A 19163-nucleotide genomic window follows, 5' to 3' on the forward strand; every position below is an offset into this window, starting at 1 on the left:
TTATCTAGAAATATCTTGAGACGTCCAAGTATTTTCTTTATTACTGGACTCTTATTAGAGAGTAAAACTAAGCCTGAGATAGGGCTTAAATATTAATATACGAGGGGGAATCCAAAAGATTATTAAAACTGAACTTTTGGATTCCCCTCTTTTTATTTATCTTGCTATTTGTGGTGGTCGGATTGCCTGTAAACGACCAGTTGGTGAGGGCTAATTAATCAGTAGGGGATGAATAAAACCCCAATGATTAACTATTTTCATGTAAATAAAAGGAGGGTAGTTATCCTAATATACGCAACGATTCTTCAATAAACGCTGGGATGTCCTCTGGCTGTCTACTTGTTACTAGCTGATTTTGACATACGACAACCTCTTTGTCATGAAAGTTCCCGCCGGCATTTTTCAAATCGACTTCAATAGATTTATATCCAGTGACATCACGTCCTTCAAGTGTTTGTGCAGTGGTGAGTAGCTGAGGTCCGTGACAAATAGCGAAAACAGGTTTTTCCGCATCCATAAATGCTTTACTAAAGCGAACAAAACGTTCATCTGCACGAAGTATATCTGGAGAAAATCCACCCGGTATGAAGAGGGCATCAAAGTTCTCTGGAGAAACATCATCAATACTTTTATCAATCACGACTTCACTTTTCCCTTTTTCCATTTCAATAGTTGTTAATTCATATCCCTTTTGTTTAAAAGCTTCTACTGGCTCTGTGTATTCTGTATCCTCGAAATAATCCGTTATTACAATAGCAATTTTTTTACTCATTCTAATCCGCTCCTTATATTATCGGTTCCAGAATCTTCCTTGGGCAATGCCTTCTATAAATGATTCAATTGAAGTGTTTGTTAAGTTATAAACTCCTGCTCCATCCAGTTTAATCTTACTATGGTCCAAAGCATGAGGATTACTAAGGACATGAGCTATCGGTTTAAAATGTTTAAAAGTAGTTTCTGCAAATTCTAAAACAGGGGGTTGAATGACAGACTCACTACTAAACACTAATACTGCATCAAAAAGGGAGGAGTCTGTTGTTGTATAAGTATCAGTTACTTTAATGGAATCATTGAACTGATAAATTTTATTATCTATGATGCTATAGTTAATTCGGTGTTGTACAAAAGCTTGAATCCATTCGGACAGAAGTGAGACGCTTGGGTCACCATTTAATAGAATTGCAACATTTTTGGAATCAGATTTAAAAATAGTATTGGACATACTTAGTGCAGGTGATTTTGCATCTGAATTTACTTCGTGATTTTCCTTAGGTAAAGGAGCTCCAATAATGTTAGCGACTTCTTGTGCTAATTGACGATCGACGTGGTTTAGGAGAGCAATTACATTTGCCTTCACCATGTCTGATTTACACTTCCCAACTTCAAAGCAAAAAGCTTCTTTTATGTGCTGCTTTTCAATAGGGCTCATACTATTGTAGAAAAGTTTAGCCTGAGAATAAAAGTTAAGAAAGCTTTTACTGTGACCTCTAATTTTATGCCCATCAATCTTTTCTTGATAATGTTCATATCCTCCTTGTTCGGCTTGGACGGTTGCAGGTTGATTATTATTTAATCCATTAGGATGATAGCTTGTTTGACCGCGATGAATCTGCATTTGATGCATACCATCACGTTGATTATTATGAAAAGGACATACGGGCTGATTAATAGGGATTTGATGGAAATTAGGGCCCCCTAAACGAGATAATTGTGTATCTGTATAGGAGAATAATCTTCCTTGCAGAAGAGGGTCATTTGAAAAATCAATACCTGGTACGACATGACCAGGGTGAAAAGCTACCTGCTCTGTTTCAGCAAAGAAGTTATCAACATTTTTGTTCAATGTCATTTTACCAACTAATTTTACGGGAACTTCTTCTTCTGGCCATAATTTCGTTGGATCTAAAATATCAAAATCAAATTTATGTTCATCTTCTTCTGGAATTAATTGTAATCCAAGCTCCCATTCAGGATAATCCCCTTTTTCAATTGCTTCATATAAATCTTGACGATGAAAATCAGGATTTTTCCCAGCAATCCTTTGAGCTTCATCCCATACTAATGAATGAACCCCGAGGGTAGGTTTCCAGTGAAACTTTACGAAATGGGCTTTTCCTGCTGCGTTAATGAGTCGAAATGTGTGAACTCCAAAACCTTCCATCATTCGTAAACTACGCGGAATAGCTCGGTCGCTCATTTGCCACATGACCATATGAGTGGACTCAGGATTATGCGCAACAAAGTCCCAAAAGGTATCATGAGCGCTAGCTCCTTGAGGAATATCATTATGTGGTTCTGGTTTAACTGCATGGACAAAATCAGGGAATTTAATAGCATCTTGGATAAAGAATACTGGCATATTATTACCCACTAAATCATAGTTTCCTTCATCTGTATAAAATTTTGTGGCGAATCCGCGTACATCTCTTACTGTGTCGTTGGATCCTTTAGAACCTTGAACGGTTGAGAACCGTACAAATACAGGTGTTTTCTTTGAAGGATTAGTAAGAAAATCTGCTTTCGTATATGTTTCTAAAGATTTATAAAGCTGAAAATAACCATGAGCGCCAACCCCGCGTGCATGAACAATCCTTTCGGGAATTCGTTCGTGATCAAAATGGGTCATTTTCTCGCGAAAGTGGAAATCCTCCATTAAGGTTGGGCCTCTTAAGCCCATCTTTAAAGAAAATTCATCTTCAGCTATTTTTACTCCTTGGTTTGTTGTTAAAGCATGTTTGCATTGATTGTCAGTAAGGTGATGCTTCAATTGTTCCGTTTTTTTATTCACAATATAGGCCCCTCCTTTACTCTGTTAATTTAATAGATACCCTTTTTATTAGTATGTAAACATGTATTATGATTTTTGTATGTAAAAATCATAATTAACCCCTAAAACATCAAGGGGAAGAAAGGGAGTTTGTATAGCACTCTATGCTTAAGAAAAACAGGAGTAACATACCTAAAGTTTTTAATTAAGTATGAACGATAGGTTTAACATTAAAAAATAAAAAAGCCAAGGAGAAAATTTATTTGCTCCTTGGCTTTTAAGATAATTCTTTTCGTTAAAATGCGGAAATTCTTTGCTTCGTTTTTGGTACAATAATAAATTTGATCCAGAGTAACCCGACAATCATAATGATAAGGCTATGTAAAAATTGACCTGTAGCAATGAGTATAACAATTGAAAATACAATGAGTTGAATACTTAGCAATATAAAGATTAAGCTAAGAAATTGCTTCATCCTTTCTTCAGTATGGGTTGGATATAATGCTACAATAATATTTCCCGAAAAATATTTCCACAGAGAGCGAAGTTGCATAGAAATCATATATAGGACGATATAAGCGATAGCACCTTTTACGTATATATTTGGTATGAAATATAAGGCGAAAGCACCGATCAATCCTAAGCGAATATATATACCGAAATAATCATTTCCACGTAAAAATGCTAGTGTATGTAAGTAGAAGAAAGTTGCTCGTTTTTTATGTAATAAAGGTTCAATCCAATTTGTAAGCCATTTTCTTTTATTTACTTGTTTATTCAGTTGCGGAACATCTGTGAAAATGCTAGCAAATTGATAAAAACGAACGTTCATTTTTTCTTCTTGCTCGATTATGTAATCCCATGGTATTCGTTTTGTAGGCTGTTTTTTCGTATATAGAAGTAGGAAAGCAAGTAGTAAGAGTAGTCCGCCCAATATGAGAACATTTGCGGAATAAAACAGCATGTAAATGATTAGGGCGTTACAAGTAATACGAATGATTAGCCATATATTTTTTTCGTGACTATCACGCCACATCCAATGTATGTACATGTTCCAGGCTTTCGTAATCATTAACACGATAAAGATTGTACATAAAAAAGGTACCGTTAATTGTAATGATTGCATAGCAAGTGGAACGAGAATAAGGAACGTAAATAACAATGGGAAAAGCTGAATGATGTAATTGTATAGAAGAGATTTTTTGAAATAAGATGTTAATTTCTCTTCTAGTGCTAGTAAATAGACAGCATCAGGTTTTTGAATAAATGTACGGATAGGGCATCTCGTTATAATGAATGTAAGTACAATCGTTATAATTATTAAAGATATTCCTTTAGAAGGAGATGCTTTTAGAAACTGAGCATAATAATATGCACCAACGCATGAAATAAAGATAAAGCTATATAGTAAACCGTTAATCATACGTGCAAAGTATGTAATGATATTTTGAATATGTTGTTGGAAGCGACTGCTCCATAGCGATTCGATTGACATGTTTTTCACCTCTTTGTTCTATTATATATGTTTTACAAAAGAAAAAACGAGCAAATTGCGTTATGCAACTTGCCCGTTTTTCTTTTCGTTATTTTTTTTCTGATCACGATTCATTAATGGATAGAAAGCAAATCCGATTACGAATAAACCAATTCCGAGAAGGAACGTTTTTATATCGGATGCGCCCGTTTTAATAACCCATAGTGCGTAGCAAAGTGCGATAACTGCGACTATGCCATCTGTAATTCTTGCCCGCATTTCATTTTTATATGTTTCACCAGTTGCGACTAGTTTTAACTGGAAGATTGGTGAAACGAGATATGGAATGAGGTAGGCCAGTGTTGATACGGTAATAACGAATGTATAAGCTTCCGCAATGGTTCCTGATAATGTTGAGAATAGGAATACTTGCGACATAATGTTTGTTAATCGTAATGAGTAAATTGGACTTCCTTTTTTATTTGTTTTCGTGAAGAAGGAAGGGAAGAAACCTTCTTTTGCTGCTTGATAAGGTACTTCTGAGCTTAATAAAATCCAGCCTAAGATAGAACCGAACAGGGAAGTAAGAGCAAGTAATGCCATCAGTTTCCCGCCGCCGTGACCCATTGCAGCGTTTAGTGCATCTGCTAATGGACGTTCAGAAGCTTGTAATTTATCAACGTGAAGTACACCCATTGTTAAAATTGTGATTCCTAAGTAGATGGCAACTGTAATAAGTAATCCCGCAACTGTTGCGCGTTTTACCGTTTTTGGAGAAACAGCACGGTTTGATAAAAGAACGGCTGATTCAATTCCGATAAACGCCCAAAGTGTTGTAAGAGCAGCTAAATTCACTTGTGAAAGAAGACCGTGTGATGCCCCTGATTTATCAATCATCGGTGTGTACCATTGTCCAAATTTAGAAGCTTCGAATGCAAATAACGTAACGACGATGAATAAAAGGAATCCAGTTACTTTCGTTGTTGTTGCTAAGAAGTTTAGTTTTCCAGCTCCGCTTACACCGTTTGTTAATATAATATGAGTTCCCCAAAGTAAGATGGAACAAATCGTAAATGTAATTAGTTTTCCGACTTCTACGTTAAACGAACCGATTGAAAATAGTAGTCGCGTATCTTTCATAATTGGGAAGAAGAGTGATAAATATCCCGCAAATGATGTAATGATGGCAACGTTACTTGCCCAGTTTGCAACCCAATATCCCCATACCATACTGAAGCCAGCCATTTTTTTCTTTTTTGGTGTTGAGAATAAAGCATATGCATGACTTTGTGGCCCTGTCGTTAAATCAGGACGACGAATTGCTAAATTACCGAAAACAAGAGCTAGCATTAAAACACCAAACCCTGTAGTTAACCAAGCTAAAGTGACACCGAGTGGGCTTGCTGTTTGTGCCAACGTACTTGGCACCATGAAAATACCAGCGCCAACCATGTTACCGACAACGAAAGCTGTTAGTACCCAAAAGCCCCATTTTTTTTGTTGCATAGAAAATACCTCCAAAGTTAGTATAACCAAGTCAAGCGAGGAGATATGTATGTCTTCCTGAGTCAGGAAGAGAAGTCCCAAACAAAACAAAAAAAGCACGTAATTTGCCGCTACATGCTTTCTATCTTATAAGAAACCCACGACATACCTCTCGATAGCTCTCCACAAACGAAACGTTTGTGACAGTTCTGCACTTATTAAATGCAGACCCAGCAAGCGTGCATGGTGGACACGACTTACTTCGGCAACCATTCCTTTCTCATTCCTTCATCAATGCCACTACATCTCCTGAAATGATACTCTTAATGATTGCAACCTCTACCTCACCGAGATACGAATGAGGATTTAAATATTAAATTAACGTCTTTAAGGGTAACAAATGTATTTTTATACGTCAATGGATATAGTAATAATCAGATTATGGAGAAGAGTTTGTGATTAAAAGTAAGAGGGATTGTTATGTGATATTTGAATTTTCGTAATATAATACATGTTATTAGCGCTAGATGATTGAAAAGGGGATGAAGTAAATGTCTGTATGTCATAAACATTCAGTAATAGGTGTGCTAGATTCGGGTGTTGGGGGATTAACAGTTGCGAGCGAAATTATAAGACAATTGCCTAAAGAAAGCATTTATTATATTGGTGATAATAAGCGTTGTCCGTATGGGCCAAGAAGTGTAGAGGAGGTGCAATCTTTCGTATTTGAAATGGTTGAGTTCCTCAAACAGTTTCCATTAAAAGCGCTAGTCGTAGCATGTAATACTGCTGCAGCTGCTGCATTGAATGCGCTGCAAGAAGCACTTTCCATTCCAGTTATTGGCGTTATACATCCAGGAGCAAGAGCGGCAATTAAAGTTACAAAGAAAGGGGAAATCGGGGTAATTGGAACTGTAGGTACGATAAAATCTAATATGTATGAAAAAGCATTATATGAGCTGGATACATATTTGGAAGTGCATAGCTATGCTTGCCCGACTTTAGCCACAGTTGTAGAAAATCAATTAGAAGATACAGCATATGTCACGCAGCAAGTGAAACAAGCTTTACTTCCATTAACGAAAGAAGATATAGATACGTTAATTCTTGGATGTACGCATTATCCACTTTTAGAGTCCTATATAAAAAAGGAACTAGGAGAAGACATAACGATTATTAGTTCTGCAGAAGAAACGGCGATAGAGTTAAGTACCATTTTACAGCACAAAGGAATTTTGTCTGACAATCTGAATCCGAAACATCGTTTTTTTACAACGGGATCTGTTTTATCATTTGAACATATTGCTGAGCGATGGCTAGGGTATCAAATTTCTGTAGAATGTGTACATTTGCCTATGAAAAATGCGTGTATGCATAATTAAGATTTAGTAAATTACGTTTTTAAATAAATCAGGTTCGTTTCATAAGAAGGAAAGAATAAGCTTTTAATTGAAATGATTAAGGTCATTTTAATTAAAGGAGAGGTTTGATTATGGAATTATCAAGATCTCAATTATTTGCTTTAGAGTATATTTCAAAATATGCAGAGAACGAAAAACGTGAGGCTAAAGCAACGATTAATCATATACTTAAAATGTCTAATATTACAGATGAAATATTTGAAGAGGCTGTCGCTAATTTAAAATCTCACGCAAGGATTGCTTTACACTTTCATCCAGACAGACTAGATTCGAGTAAGAAAAGTGTTGCTGAAGCACTATTTGAGCAAGGAGTATATAAAAGTCAGTTTGAAACATTGCTATCTAATGGAAGCGTATCTGCTTATCCTGGTGGTGAACGTGACCTTTGGGAAAAGAGAATATTTGGAGGGGCATATCAATTAGAAGGCGTAACGAATGATCAACGTCCAAAATACGGAGCGCTAAATTTAATGTTACATCCAGATGGGCCGGCTCCGCGTTTTGGTTCCTGTTATTTTCTCTTATCTCCAAAAGTTTCTTCGCGTTCTACATATACATATTTAGATTCGCATCAAGATCCGAAAGAAAAGGGGACTTACGAGGAGTTTGATATGATTTTAGCTGCTCTTTTGGAAGAGACATTCGTAAGAGATTTTGCAATCGGTGAAGGGAATTTGACGCCAACAATATTAATTAATCATTTACTGGCTAACCTGAAAAGGCCGTTTATAGATTTAGTAAGCAAAGAGCCAGCCCGTAATCTTAATCATTATATTGAAGCGCAGATTCATGGAGAGATTTCTCTAAAAGAAGACGTGGAAGCGCTTGTTGCAGATCCTTCATTTAAGGGTACGGATGTAGGAAAAGTTTTAGAAGAAATTTGCCTGAAGTATGCTATTGATTTGTATTGGCACATCGGTTTTGTACTTGCGGTAGACGAAGTTCCGATGGATTTTAGAGGTTCAAAAATGCCATCTTTAGCAAGGCGTATTGCACGGAATCATTGTATTGATGCAAATATAATTGGCTCTGCTGTAGTGGATTTGAAGTGCAATCCATTATCTTGGAGTGATCGTGGAACTTATGAAGAAGTGCTTCAGGAATTAAAATTATTATGGCATGTTTTAGTTCGATTTGGAAAACCAAATCAGAAGTAGAATGAAATACTCCGTTTTTCGGAAGTATTTATATAGAAAAGAAGCTGATCTATAAATAGATCAGCTTCTTTTTATAAGATTAAACTAAGTTTAATACAGTTACTTTTTCACGTGTCATAGACTCAAGGCTCTTACGAATACCTTGTGCGCCCATACCTGAACCTTTTACACCGATGAATGGGAAGTGGTCAGGGCCGCGCTCTGTGCGTCCGTTAATTTGAACAGAACCAGTTTCGATTTTGTTAGCAATTGCAAATGCTTTGTTAATGTCTTTAGTGAAGACACTTGCTTGCAGACCGAACTCTGATTTGTTAGCAATTTCAATTGCTTGTTCATCTGAAGAAACACGGATGATTGGAAGGATTGGGCCGAATGGCTCTTCCCAAGCAACTTTCATCTCTTCTGTTACGTGATCGATTAATGTTGGGTAAATTAAGTTACGCTCACGTTTGTTACCGATAACGATTGCAGCACCTTTTTCTACAGCGTCGTCAACTAAACCTTGAACGAAGTCAGCAGACTTGTCGTCGATTAATGGAACGATTGTGCTGTCTTGTTCTGGAGATCCAACTGATAGTTCAGCTACTTGCGCTTTTAATAAGCTAACAAGCTCGTCCGCTACGTTTTCGTGTACAAGTACACGTTTAATAGCTGTACAACGTTGACCAGAGTAAGAGAATGCACCGCTTACGATATGGTTTGCAGCATCTTGCAAGTCAGCATCTTCACGAACGATACCAGGATCTTTACCACCAAGTTCTAATACAAGTGGAATCATTGAAGCTTTTTTCGCTAAATGTTTACCTGTGTTTGTACCACCTGTGAACGATACCATATTGATGCCTTCGTGTTCTACTAAGTAGTCACCAATTACAGAACCGCGTCCTGTAGCTACGTTTACAAGACCTTTTGGAAGGCCAGCTTTATGAAGTGCTTCAACCATTTTAATACCACTAATTGCACCTTGAGTTGCTGGTTTGAAAATAACAGCGTTACCCATAATTAATGCTGGTGCAAGTTTTGCAGCAGATAAGTTTACTGGGTAGTTAAATGGTGCGATTGCTAATACAACACCAAGTGGTGCGCGTTGGATAATCGCAAGCTTAGATTTTGTACCGCCCGGGAAGCTATCGCCCATCATGCTTTCTCCGTGCATATGTAAAGCTTCTTCGATCGTGTAACGAATAAAGTCAGCTGTACGAACAACTTCTTTCTTCGCATCTTTATATCCTTTACCGACTTCTTTCATAATGATATCGGCAATTTCATCCTGCATATTTACGAGCTCATCAGCCCATTTATATAAGTATTTTGCGCGATCCTGTAGGGAAGCTTCGGCCCATGATTTTTGAGCTTCTTTTGCAGATGCAATTGCTTCATCTACTTCTCCGCGAGTAATTGCTTGTACTTGTCCAATTACTTCGTGTAAGTATGGAGATGGAATTTCGATTGTTTCTCCTGAAGAGCTTTCTCTCCATTCTCCGTTTAAATAAAATTTGTACGTATTGCTAGTTGTCATGATTAGTCCTCCTAAAATAGCAACTTGTAAGAGTGAGTATAAGGTGATTGTAGGGGGTTTGATAACATTTTTCAAATGAAATGTTTGTGAAAACGATTTCTTATTCTTTTTTTATTTTGTATGCCCTTTCTTATGGAATATTCCCTTATTTCAAAATGGTGTATCATATATTTTTATTTAAAGTGTGAAAAAATAATTGACAGAATACTCAATAAAGTTGTAAGATTATAAATGGAAAATAAATGAAAGGGGTGTGCGTAATGATTGTAATCGTAAATGTAATGGGCTTAGCTCTGTTAAATGGCAGAAAACATTCATATCATTACGCAACCCGTACGGATATATAGGGCATCTTTGTCTTATAAGAAGCGTACGTTGCGTATATCGTAACGTACGCTTTTTATGCATTCCTGTGCATATCGTCAAGCGGCGGTATGCTTTTTTTTGTTTATTTTCCCTTGTTTAGTTCCGATAAAAAACTTTGGAAGGTGGAAAAATGTGATGAGATTGTATGGGTTACGAAATGTAAATGTGATAGGTCTGGATAGTGGATAAAGAAATGAGAGGTAAACGAGAACGAGAAGGGAGAGGTTACATTGTTATCAGTATTACTAAAGCTAAAATGGTTTTTTAGGGAGCACTGGAAGAGATATAGTATTGCCATTGGGGCTCTTTTAATTGTGAATATAGTTGAAGTGATTCCCCCGAAAGTGTTAGGGGTTACGATAGATAACATAAAAACAGGAACGTTATCGAACGAAGCTATTATACAGTCTATTCTTATTTTAATAGGGGTTACGATCGTTGGATATGGCCTCACTTTCGTATGGCAACATCAATTGTTTGGCGGTGCATTCGTACTTGAGAAAACGATGCGCTCTAAATTTATGGGGCATTTACTTAAGATGACGCCGACTTTTTATCAAAAAAATCGTACTGGTGATTTAATGGCGAGAGCGACAAATGATTTGAAAGCAATCGCTATGACAGCTGGTTTTGGTATATTAACGCTTGTGGATTCTAGTTTATATATGCTTACGATTGTCTTTATGATGGGGTTTACAATTAGTTGGGAGCTTACATTTGCAGCGCTTATTCCGCTTCCAATTATGGCGTATGCGATGAATATATATGGAAAGAAATTGCATGAAAGATTTACCGTTGCGCAAGATGCGTTTGGTGATATGAACGATAAAGTGCTTGAATCAATCGCTGGTGTGCGTGTTATTCGTACATATGTACAAGAGAATGCAGACGAGGAAAGGTTTCATCATTTAGGAGATGACGTCTACGAAAAAAATATGAAGGTAGCAAAGGTTGATGCATTATTCCAACCAACTGTGAAAATGCTTGTCGGTCTTAGTTATTTAATCGGCTTAGTGTACGGTGCATACCTTGTGTTCCAGTCAAAGGTGACGCTTGGTGAACTCGTTTCTTTTAACGTGTATTTAGGGATGATGATTTGGCCGATGTTTGCAATTGGTGAATTAATTAATGTTATGCAAAGAGGAAATGCTTCGCTTGACCGTGTGAATGAAACGTTAGCGTATGAGCCAGATGTAAAGAATCCGAAACATCCAAAGCTTGTGCAAGAGCCGGATTATATTCAGTTTGATGATGTGTCTTTCTCATATCCTTCATCAACTGAAGAAAATTTAAAAAAGGTTTCTTTCACATTAAAGCAAGGAGAAACGCTAGGGGTTGTCGGAAAAACAGGAAGCGGGAAAACAACGCTTGTACGTCAGCTTCTTCGCCAATATCCGCTTGGAGATGGAGATATTGCAGTTTCTGATGTGACATTAGATAAAATGACGAATGAAAATGTACTCGGCTGGATTGGTTATGTACCGCAGGAGCATATTTTGTTCTCAAAAACAGCGCGAGAAAATATTTTATTCGGAAATAGGGAAGCGACTGAAGAAGAATTAGAGAAAGCAATTGAAATTGCTGCGTTTAAAAAGGATTTAGAGTTTTTACCAGAAGGGTTAGAAACGCTCGTTGGAGAGAAAGGTGTTTCTTTATCAGGAGGGCAAAAACAAAGGATCTCGATTGCACGAGCTGTTATTCAAAATCCAGAAATTTTAATTTTGGATGATTCTTTATCAGCTGTAGATGCTCGTACGGAAGCAGCGATTATTGAAAATATAAGAACGGAAAGAAGTGGAAAGACGACGATTATTACGACGCATCGTTTATCTGCAGTGCAACATGCGGATTGGATTCTCGTTATGGATGAAGGCGCAGTTATAGAAGAAGGTACGCATGCTCAGCTTATCCAGAGCGGAGGCTGGTATGCTGAACAGTTTGAAAGACAACAAGGTGAAAGTGAAAGTGCGGATAGTGGGGTGAAAATATGAGCGTTTCAAAACGGTTGTTTCAATACGCGATGAAAGTGAAAGTGACGATTTTTGCTGCGATGTTAATGTTATTTATTTTCGTCATCGCAGAGCTTGCTGGTCCTTTCGTTGCTAAAACGATGATTGATGATCATATCGTCGGGATAGAGAAACCTTGGTATGAAACAGAAAAGAGTGAAGAAGCTGTTTCGTATAATGGCGCTTTTTATAAGCGAAGTGATCGCTTTGAACAAGGCGAGACAAAAGGTAAAGAAGTACGTGTGATGCAAGTCGGTTTTCAATATTATTTTGTACCGAATAAAGTAAATGCGGAAGGGTCACGGACTGTAAAAGGGGATATGATTACCGTTCAAAATGGTAAGGCGGTGCAAGTTTATAAAGCGAAAGCATTAACAAAGGAAGAAGTATTTGCATTTTATAAGCCAGAAATAAACCGTCTATTATTACTTGGTGGTGGCTATTTCGCTTTATTAGTAGTCGTGTCATTATTTGCATACGGAAAGCAGTTCTTCTTGCAAAAGGCAGCGAACAAAATTATTCAAATTATGAGGGAAGATGTTTTTTCTCATATTCAAACGTTGCCAATTCGGTACTTTGATCATTTACCGGCGGGGAAAATTGTTTCGCGTGTGACGAATGATACAGAGGCCATTCGTGATTTATATGTAACGGTGCTGGCAACATTCGTTTCTAGTATCATCTATATTATTGGGATATTCGCTGCGTTATTTTTATTAGATGTGAAGCTCGCTTCATTATGTTTATTAATTATCCCAATTTTAATTGTTTGGGCGATTCTTTATAGAAAATACGCGTCTGTATACAATCATAAAATGCGCTCTCGTTTATCTGATATTAACGGAACAGTGAATGAATCCATTCAAGGGATGCCAATTATTCAAGCGTTCCGTCAAGAGCGTGAAACGAAAAAAGAATTTGAAGAATTAAATGGCGATTATTTTAAGTATCAAAATAAAATTTTAAATTTAAATGCAGCAACTTCGCATAACTTAGTAGCCGTATTAAGAAATATCGCTTTCACAGGAGTAATTTGGTATTTCGGCGGTGCGTCATTAAGTGCTACAGGTATTATTTCACTTGGGGTACTGTATGCGTTCGTCGATTATTTAACACGATTATTCTCGCCAATTACGAATATGGTGAACCAGCTTGCAAACTTAGAGCAAGCGCGCGTTGCATCAGAACGTGTCTTTGAATTGTTAGAGGAAAAAGGGGAACCGGTAGAAGAAGAACGTATGCCTCGTTTAAAAGGAAATGTAAAATTTGATAATGTATCATTTTCTTATAATGGAAAAGATGAAGTGTTAAAAAATATTTCTTTTGAAGCGAAACAAGGCGAGACAGTGGCACTTGTCGGTCATACTGGATCAGGAAAAAGTTCTATCATGAATGTACTCTTTCAATTTTATGAGTTTGAAAAAGGAAAGCTTACGATTGATGGTCACGATGTAAAAGAGATGCCGAAACAAGCAACTCGTGAGCATATGGGAATCGTACTGCAAGACCCGTTTCTTTTTAGCGGGACGGTCGCTTCCAATGTAAGCTTAGAAAATGAAAAAATTTCAAAAGAGCGCATTGTAAAGGCGTTACGTGATGTTGGTGCTGAAAGATTTGCGAACAATATAAATGAAGAAATTACAGAAAAGGGAAGTACGCTTTCCACTGGAGAACGTCAGCTTATTTCGTTTGCTAGGGCGCTCGCTTTTGATCCAGCTATTTTAATTTTAGATGAAGCAACGTCTAGTATTGATACAGAAACAGAGGCGATGATTCAACAAGCACTAGAAGTTGTAAAAAAAGGAAGAACGACATTTATTATCGCTCACCGCCTTTCAACGATTAAAAGCGCAGATCAAATTATTGTGCTCGATAGAGGAACCATTTTAGAAAAAGGCTCTCATGATGAACTCATGAAAAAGCGCGGGCGTTATTACGATATGTATAAAACGCAAATGGAAGGCAATCAGAGTGCTTAATATGTATGGAGGAGAACTTGTGATTTTCACAAGTTCTTTTTTATTGATGAACATGTCGACTCTTTAGCGAATTACGACAGTTAAATAAGAAGTATTGTTTTACCTTTTTCTCCATAAATGCTATATTAAAAAATGTTACTTATTTTTTGTATGTAGCGTTATTTTTCCCTTTTGTTTGATTATGAAGAAAAAGGATAAACTAAATAAGAACATTTTCATTGAAAAATTGTTCAAGATTGCATACAATCAATATAGTTTTTAAATTCCTATCAGAATACTTGGAGGATTACTATCATGAAGAAATTATTTTCAGTGCTTGCAGTAACTACATTAGCGATCGGGATTGTAGCCGGCTGCGGTAAAGAAGAGAAAAAAGATACAGCTAGTCAAGACGCGTTACAAAAGATTAAACAAAGCGGTGAACTTGTAATTGGTACAGAAGGTACATATCCACCATTTACGTTCCACGATTCAAGCAATAAATTAACTGGATTCGATGTTGAATTAGCAGAAGAAGTTGCAAAACGTTTAGGTGTAAAACCTGTATTTAAAGAAACACAATGGGATAGCTTACTTGCTGGCCTAGATGCAAAACGTTTCGATATGGTTGCAAACGAAGTTGGTATTCGTGAAGATCGTCAAAAGAAATACGATTTCTCTAAACCATATATTTCATCTTCAGCGGCATTAGTTATCGCAAAAGATAAAGATAAGCCTGCTACATTTGCTGATGTAAAAGGGTTAAAAGGAGCACAATCTTTAACGAGTAACTATGCAGATATTGCTAAGAAAAACGGTGCGGAAATTATTGGTGTAGAAGGATTTAGCCAAGCGGCAGAATTATTAGCTTCAGGACGCGTTGATTTTACAATTAATGATAAGTTATCAGTATTAAATTATTTAGAAACGAAAAAAGATGCAAAAATTAAATTGTAGATACAGAAAAAGAAGCTTCAGAAAGTGGATTCTTATTCCGTAAAGGTAGCGATAAGCTTGTACAAGAAGTAGATAAAGCGTTAGAAGATATGAAAAAAGACGGTACGTATGACAAAATAACGAAAAAATGGTTCGGTGAAAATGTATCTAAGTAGTGCATTAGTTTCAGATCGATTGTCTACTTGGATAGATATTATGCAGACTTCCTTCATGCCTATGCTGAAGGAAGCTGTTTTTACAACAATTCCATTAACGCTTATTACATTTATTATCGGTCTTATACTTGCGACGTTAACAGCGCTCGCACGTATTTCAGGTAGTCGTATTTTACAATGGATTGCTCGTATCTATGTATCTATCATTCGCGGAACGCCACTTCTTGTACAGTTATTTATTATTTTCTATGGTCTTCCAACTCTTAATATTGAAGTTGAGCCATATACAGCAGCAGTTGTTGGATTTTCATTAAATGTCGGTGCATATGCATCTGAAATTATTCGTGCTTCTATCCTTTCCATTCCGAAAGGGCAGTGGGAAGCAGCTTATACAATTGGGATGACATATCCACAAGCATTAAAACGTGTTATTTTACCACAAGCAACACGCGTATCAATCCCGCCGCTTTCGAATACATTTATTAGCTTAGTGAAGGATACTTCATTAGCATCGTTAATTTTAGTAACAGAAATGTTCCGAAAAGCGCAGGAAATTGCGGCGATGAACTACGAGTTTTTAATTGTTTATTTTGAAGCAGGTCTTATTTATTGGGTTATTTGTTTCTTATTATCAATCGTACAACAGATGTTAGAAAAGCGTTCAGAACGCTACACATTAAAATAATCCTTTTACAAAAGGAGTTTTTGTTTTTATGATTTCAATTCAGCACTTACAAAAAAGTTTCGGAGATAATACCGTACTAAAGCATATAGATTTAACAGTTGAGAAGGGCGAGGTTGTTGTTATTATTGGGCCGTCTGGATCTGGTAAAACGACATTCTTACGTTGTCTCAATGTATTAGAAACGCCAAATGCTGGTAATATTCGTATCGGTAATAAAGAGCTTAACTTCTCTCAAAAAGTAACGAAGAAAGATATTGTTAATCTTCGTACGCAAACAGGTATGGTATTCCAGCACCATAATTTATTCCCGCATTTAACAGCACTTCAAAATGTAATGGAAGGGCTCGTTACAGTGAAAAAGATGGGGAAAGAAGAAGCGAAGAAAAAAGCAAACTATTTCCTTGAAAAAGTTGGTTTAGCAGATAAAGTGGATTTATATCCGTTCCAATTATCAGGCGGACAACAACAGCGCGTTGGAATTGCGCGCGCGCTTGCGATGGAGCCGGAAGTGTTACTATTTGATGAGCCGACGTCAGCGCTTGATCCTGAACTCGTTCAAGAAGTTCTGAAAGTAATGAAAGAACTTGCTAAAGAGGGCATGACGATGGTTATTGTAACGCACGAAATGCGTTTTGCACATCAAATTGCGAACCGTGTTATTTTCATGGATGGTGGTGTCGTTGTCGAACAAGGTACACCAGAAGAAGTATTTACAAATCCAAAAGAAGAACGCACGAAGAAGTTTTTACAAATGTTGCAATAAATTAAGGAAGGTCTCAAGGCATATGCCTTGAGACCTTTTTGCCATATATATTTATTTGTGGAATCCGCCAAGGCTTTGCTCAGCCATTGCAACTAGACGTTTTGTGATTTCTCCACCAACTGAACCGTTAGCGCGAGCCGTAGAATCTGCTCCTAATTGTACACCAAATTCTTGAGCGATTTCGTACTTCATTTGATCGATTGCAGCTGTTGCACCTGGTACTACTAATTGATTTGAAGAATTTTGGTTTGCCATAGGAATATATCCTCCTTAGAGTTATAAAAGTTTTTTTGGTTGGACTAGCTGGAGTTGAACCAGATTATCGCCCCGGTTGGCGCTAATCCATCGGTAATTAAGTTTGTACTCATAGTATGGATGTTACCTAGAAAGATATACAAAATAATAATTTGTAAATTTTGTCAAAAAACGTATTGATTTCGTAAATTATGAAATAAGAGTAATCGTTGTATTTTTAAGAAAACAGGCCAAACTAAGGAGGATATTAAATATAATTTTTTCATTGTAGCCTGCTACTTGTAGGCTAATTATTAGCTTCTTATTTATGATTTATTGAAATAAAAATGAAATCGGTAGCAACTTCATAGTTCTATTTTTAAGTAGGGATGGAGTGGGCGCTCCTATGTCTGGATAGGTTGCTCTCTTCACTCTAAAAAAGAGAGGCTTTAAACGATAAGGTATGGAGGAATCATGATGGGAATTTGCCCGCTTTGTAACGCATTAGAATCACAAACATATTCTTGTCAAAATTGCCAAAGTATACTCCAAGATTATGGGAAGTCTGTAGATTATATAGACGATTATAGTGCCTATATGGATCAAGAATTATTAAGTGCAGTAGATGGTTTAACGCATAATAATTCAAATGAATATTGCAATCATATTTTTTATTGCAGAGTATGTAACGTGGAAACTGAGGTTGTAGTAAAACTTGTGTAAATAGAAAACTTCCACCTTATTATCTAGGTGGAAGTTTTTGTTTTTGTATTTGTGAGTGAATCATAGGAGAAGGGATATGTTCGGTGTTTGATGAAGCCCCTGATTTTATTTGAGACATTTTTTCTTTTGTATCACGTAAAGAATGTTCAGTTAAGTAGACGGCATATTCGTAAAATAACTGGCGCGTCAGTTCACTTTGCTCTTTTAATTTTTTATCTTGGAATACAGTTCGCCCAGGTTTAGAGTTGGCTTCAAAGAGCCACGGATTTTCCTTTGTGTCTAAACCGATATCAAAACCGATTTCTCCAATATTTCCAGTTACTTGTTCATCGAGCGCGTAACTTATTTGTAAGGCAGTATGTTTTAATTTATTTTCAATTTGAACTTGTTTCGTTGAATCTGGAAAAAGCTCTTGTAATAATTTTGTATCACCGCCACTATTTACGTGCGTTGTTAAACTGCCTTTGCCGGCGATTTTGGCGACGATTGCACTAACTATCCAATTACCGAAATGGTTTTTATTTGTATGAATGCGGAAATCAACAGGTTGCCCATCGAAGCGAAGTAACGAAATACCTTGCTGTACGATAAACTTTTTTAAATCATGTCCTTTTAATACATGGTTTAGAAGCGTTTCTAATGATTGATACTTTCTCAGTTTATTTTCTTCATTTTCGCGATAACGACAGTAGTAGCAATTCTCTGTTTGAGAATAAAATATTTGATGAATATTTCTACCAAAGCTCCCGTGTATTGGTTTCATGTACACTGATTTATACGTGCCAAGAAACCGTTCTACTTGTTCAAAATGCTGAAATGCTTCTGTATTTGGTAATAAGGGTTTAATTGATTCGTCTTTCGTAAGAAGTTGATGAACTTCCCATTTATTGAAAAAACCTGGGTTAAACCATGGAATGCAGTAGTCTTGTTCTAATTTTCTTTTTGCCCTGACAATTGGTTTATAATTTTCCGCTTGCCGATTCGGTAAGCGATCGTAAATGACATTTGGTAAAGGGACTTTTTTCTTTATCCATTGTTTCTCTTGAAAGAAATATCCTTCAATCGTTTCTTCTTCCCAGTGTATATGTTGAACGCCAAAGACGAATACGAACGGTCGTAATGAGAATGGTGGTGTTAACAACTCACTCAGAGCAATTGAACGATTTCCTAAAGGGTTAGAAGAATCATCATTAAAGCCAGTTGTAAAAATGCCGATTAATGGTCCGAAAATAATTGTTTGGTTTTGTGTAAATGCATGAATAGTAGTTGATTGAGGCAGTAAAAGTTTTTCGGCAATATGCTTTCCGATAATAATTTCGCGAGTAAAGGAATAATGAATTTTCACCTCTTCACTTGCAATATGACGTATGCCGAAGGAGAGAGATGTAATAGGCGGTGTAATAGAAAAAACGTAAGGTAAAGTAATGCTATTTGGATGTTCATCTGAAATGTTTAATGTATATATATGTTCTTTCAAAATAGGTTTACCT

14 protein-coding genes, 1 pseudogene and 1 riboswitch are annotated in these 19163 nt (G+C 36.7%); of the genes and pseudogenes, 8 read left to right on the top strand and 7 right to left on the bottom strand.

Annotated elements, in window-relative coordinates; all coding sequences use genetic code 11:
* Window positions 1–280: 280 nt before the first annotated feature.
* From MR168_RS13255 to MR168_RS13270, 4 genes are all read right to left on the bottom strand, one after another.
* Window positions 281–772, bottom strand: coding sequence for a type 1 glutamine amidotransferase domain-containing protein (locus tag MR168_RS13255; RefSeq protein WP_242291343.1), 492 nt, complete (start codon window positions 770–772; stop codon window positions 281–283).
* 18 nt (window positions 773–790) lie between these two features.
* The gene (locus MR168_RS13260; protein ID WP_086411391.1) at window positions 791–2788 is read right to left on the bottom strand and encodes a catalase; all 1998 of its coding nucleotides are present in this window, start codon (window positions 2786–2788) and stop codon (window positions 791–793) included.
* Window positions 2789–3062: 274 nt separating this feature from the next.
* Window positions 3063–4262 carry an ABC transporter permease gene (locus MR168_RS13265; RefSeq protein ID WP_086411390.1) on the bottom strand — a complete coding sequence of 400 codons (1200 nt, stop codon included), beginning with the start codon at window positions 4260–4262 and terminating at the stop codon, window positions 3063–3065.
* A gap of 60 nt (window positions 4263–4322) precedes the next feature.
* Entirely contained in the window at window positions 4323–5747 is a 1425-nt protein-coding gene (locus MR168_RS13270) for an amino acid permease (protein ID WP_001186301.1), read from the bottom strand.
* A 147-nt stretch (window positions 5748–5894) separates the two neighbouring features.
* Window positions 5895–6076: riboswitch (Lysine riboswitch) on the bottom strand.
* A gap of 201 nt (window positions 6077–6277) precedes the next feature.
* Here MR168_RS13270 and racE point away from each other — a divergent pair.
* Together racE and MR168_RS13280 are read left to right on the top strand one after the other, a co-directional pair.
* Window positions 6278–7108 carry a glutamate racemase gene (racE, locus tag MR168_RS13275; RefSeq protein ID WP_086411389.1) on the top strand — a complete coding sequence of 277 codons (831 nt, stop codon included), beginning with the start codon at window positions 6278–6280 and terminating at the stop codon, window positions 7106–7108.
* A 110-nt stretch (window positions 7109–7218) separates the two neighbouring features.
* Entirely contained in the window at window positions 7219–8304 is a 1086-nt protein-coding gene (locus tag MR168_RS13280) for a DUF3626 domain-containing protein (RefSeq protein WP_086411388.1), read from the top strand.
* A 79-nt stretch (window positions 8305–8383) separates the two neighbouring features.
* Here the strand turns inward: MR168_RS13280 and gapN are convergent, their stop codons facing one another.
* Window positions 8384–9823: an NADP-dependent glyceraldehyde-3-phosphate dehydrogenase gene (gapN, locus tag MR168_RS13285; protein ID WP_086411387.1), complete on the bottom strand. Its 1440-nt coding sequence runs from the start codon at window positions 9821–9823 to the stop codon at window positions 8384–8386.
* A 596-nt stretch (window positions 9824–10419) separates the two neighbouring features.
* Here gapN and MR168_RS13290 point away from each other — a divergent pair.
* From MR168_RS13290 to MR168_RS13310, 5 genes and pseudogenes are all read left to right on the top strand, one after another.
* On the top strand, window positions 10420–12180 hold the full coding sequence (locus MR168_RS13290) for an ABC transporter ATP-binding protein (RefSeq protein ID WP_242291344.1): 1761 nt from the start codon (window positions 10420–10422) through the stop codon (window positions 12178–12180).
* Complete coding sequence (locus MR168_RS13295; protein ID WP_086411384.1) at window positions 12177–14177, top strand: ABC transporter ATP-binding protein; 2001 nt, start codon at window positions 12177–12179, stop codon at window positions 14175–14177. Before MR168_RS13290 ends, MR168_RS13295 begins: the two co-directional genes overlap by 4 nt.
* Window positions 14178–14471: 294 nt before the next feature.
* Window positions 14472–15268, top strand: a pseudogene (locus MR168_RS13300) (amino acid ABC transporter substrate-binding protein).
* Window positions 15255–15953 carry an amino acid ABC transporter permease gene (locus tag MR168_RS13305; protein WP_000281501.1) on the top strand — a complete coding sequence of 233 codons (699 nt, stop codon included), beginning with the start codon at window positions 15255–15257 and terminating at the stop codon, window positions 15951–15953. Before MR168_RS13300 ends, MR168_RS13305 begins: the two are co-directional and overlap by 14 nt.
* Window positions 15954–15981: 28 nt before the next feature.
* On the top strand, window positions 15982–16716 hold the full coding sequence (locus tag MR168_RS13310) for an amino acid ABC transporter ATP-binding protein (RefSeq protein WP_000623610.1): 735 nt from the start codon (window positions 15982–15984) through the stop codon (window positions 16714–16716).
* A gap of 51 nt (window positions 16717–16767) precedes the next feature.
* Here the strand turns inward: MR168_RS13310 and sasP are convergent, their stop codons facing one another.
* Window positions 16768–16971 (bottom strand): small acid-soluble spore protein, SasP family, encoded by a 204-nt coding sequence (gene sasP / locus MR168_RS13315; RefSeq protein WP_000013338.1) that lies wholly within the window; start codon window positions 16969–16971, stop codon window positions 16768–16770.
* 456 nt (window positions 16972–17427) lie between these two features.
* Between sasP and MR168_RS13320 the strand changes: the two genes are divergently transcribed.
* Complete coding sequence (locus tag MR168_RS13320) at window positions 17428–17673, top strand: hypothetical protein (protein ID WP_000510476.1); 246 nt, start codon at window positions 17428–17430, stop codon at window positions 17671–17673.
* 19 nt (window positions 17674–17692) lie between these two features.
* Here the strand turns inward: MR168_RS13320 and MR168_RS13325 are convergent, their stop codons facing one another.
* Window positions 17693–19150 (bottom strand): YheC/YheD family endospore coat-associated protein, encoded by a 1458-nt coding sequence (locus tag MR168_RS13325; protein ID WP_086411383.1) that lies wholly within the window; start codon window positions 19148–19150, stop codon window positions 17693–17695.
* Window positions 19151–19163: the final 13 nt, after the last annotated feature.

The sequence above is a fragment of the Bacillus cereus group sp. BfR-BA-01356 genome (genome assembly GCF_022663635.1).
GTDB classification, from domain to species: domain Bacteria; phylum Bacillota; class Bacilli; order Bacillales; family Bacillaceae_G; genus Bacillus_A; species Bacillus_A cereus.

What these genes read in the sequence shown, in the direction of transcription:
- MR168_RS13265 (WP_086411390.1), bottom strand. Translation starts at nt 4,262, where the DNA reads ATGTCAATCGAATCGCTATGGAGCAGTCGCTTCCAACAACATATTCAA.
- MR168_RS13270 (WP_001186301.1), bottom strand. Translation starts at nt 5,747, where the DNA reads ATGCAACAAAAAAAATGGGGCTTTTGGGTACTAACAGCTTTCGTTGTC.
- MR168_RS13305 (WP_000281501.1), top strand. Translation starts at nt 15,255, where the DNA reads ATGTATCTAAGTAGTGCATTAGTTTCAGATCGATTGTCTACTTGGATA.
- MR168_RS13255 (WP_242291343.1), bottom strand. Translation starts at nt 772, where the DNA reads ATGAGTAAAAAAATTGCTATTGTAATAACGGATTATTTCGAGGATACA.
- racE (WP_086411389.1), top strand. Translation starts at nt 6,278, where the DNA reads ATGTCTGTATGTCATAAACATTCAGTAATAGGTGTGCTAGATTCGGGT.
- MR168_RS13280 (WP_086411388.1), top strand. Translation starts at nt 7,219, where the DNA reads ATGGAATTATCAAGATCTCAATTATTTGCTTTAGAGTATATTTCAAAA.
- MR168_RS13310 (WP_000623610.1), top strand. Translation starts at nt 15,982, where the DNA reads ATGATTTCAATTCAGCACTTACAAAAAAGTTTCGGAGATAATACCGTA.
- sasP (WP_000013338.1), bottom strand. Translation starts at nt 16,971, where the DNA reads ATGGCAAACCAAAATTCTTCAAATCAATTAGTAGTACCAGGTGCAACA.
- gapN (WP_086411387.1), bottom strand. Translation starts at nt 9,823, where the DNA reads ATGACAACTAGCAATACGTACAAATTTTATTTAAACGGAGAATGGAGA.
- MR168_RS13295 (WP_086411384.1), top strand. Translation starts at nt 12,177, where the DNA reads ATGAGCGTTTCAAAACGGTTGTTTCAATACGCGATGAAAGTGAAAGTG.
- MR168_RS13320 (WP_000510476.1), top strand. Translation starts at nt 17,428, where the DNA reads ATGGGAATTTGCCCGCTTTGTAACGCATTAGAATCACAAACATATTCT.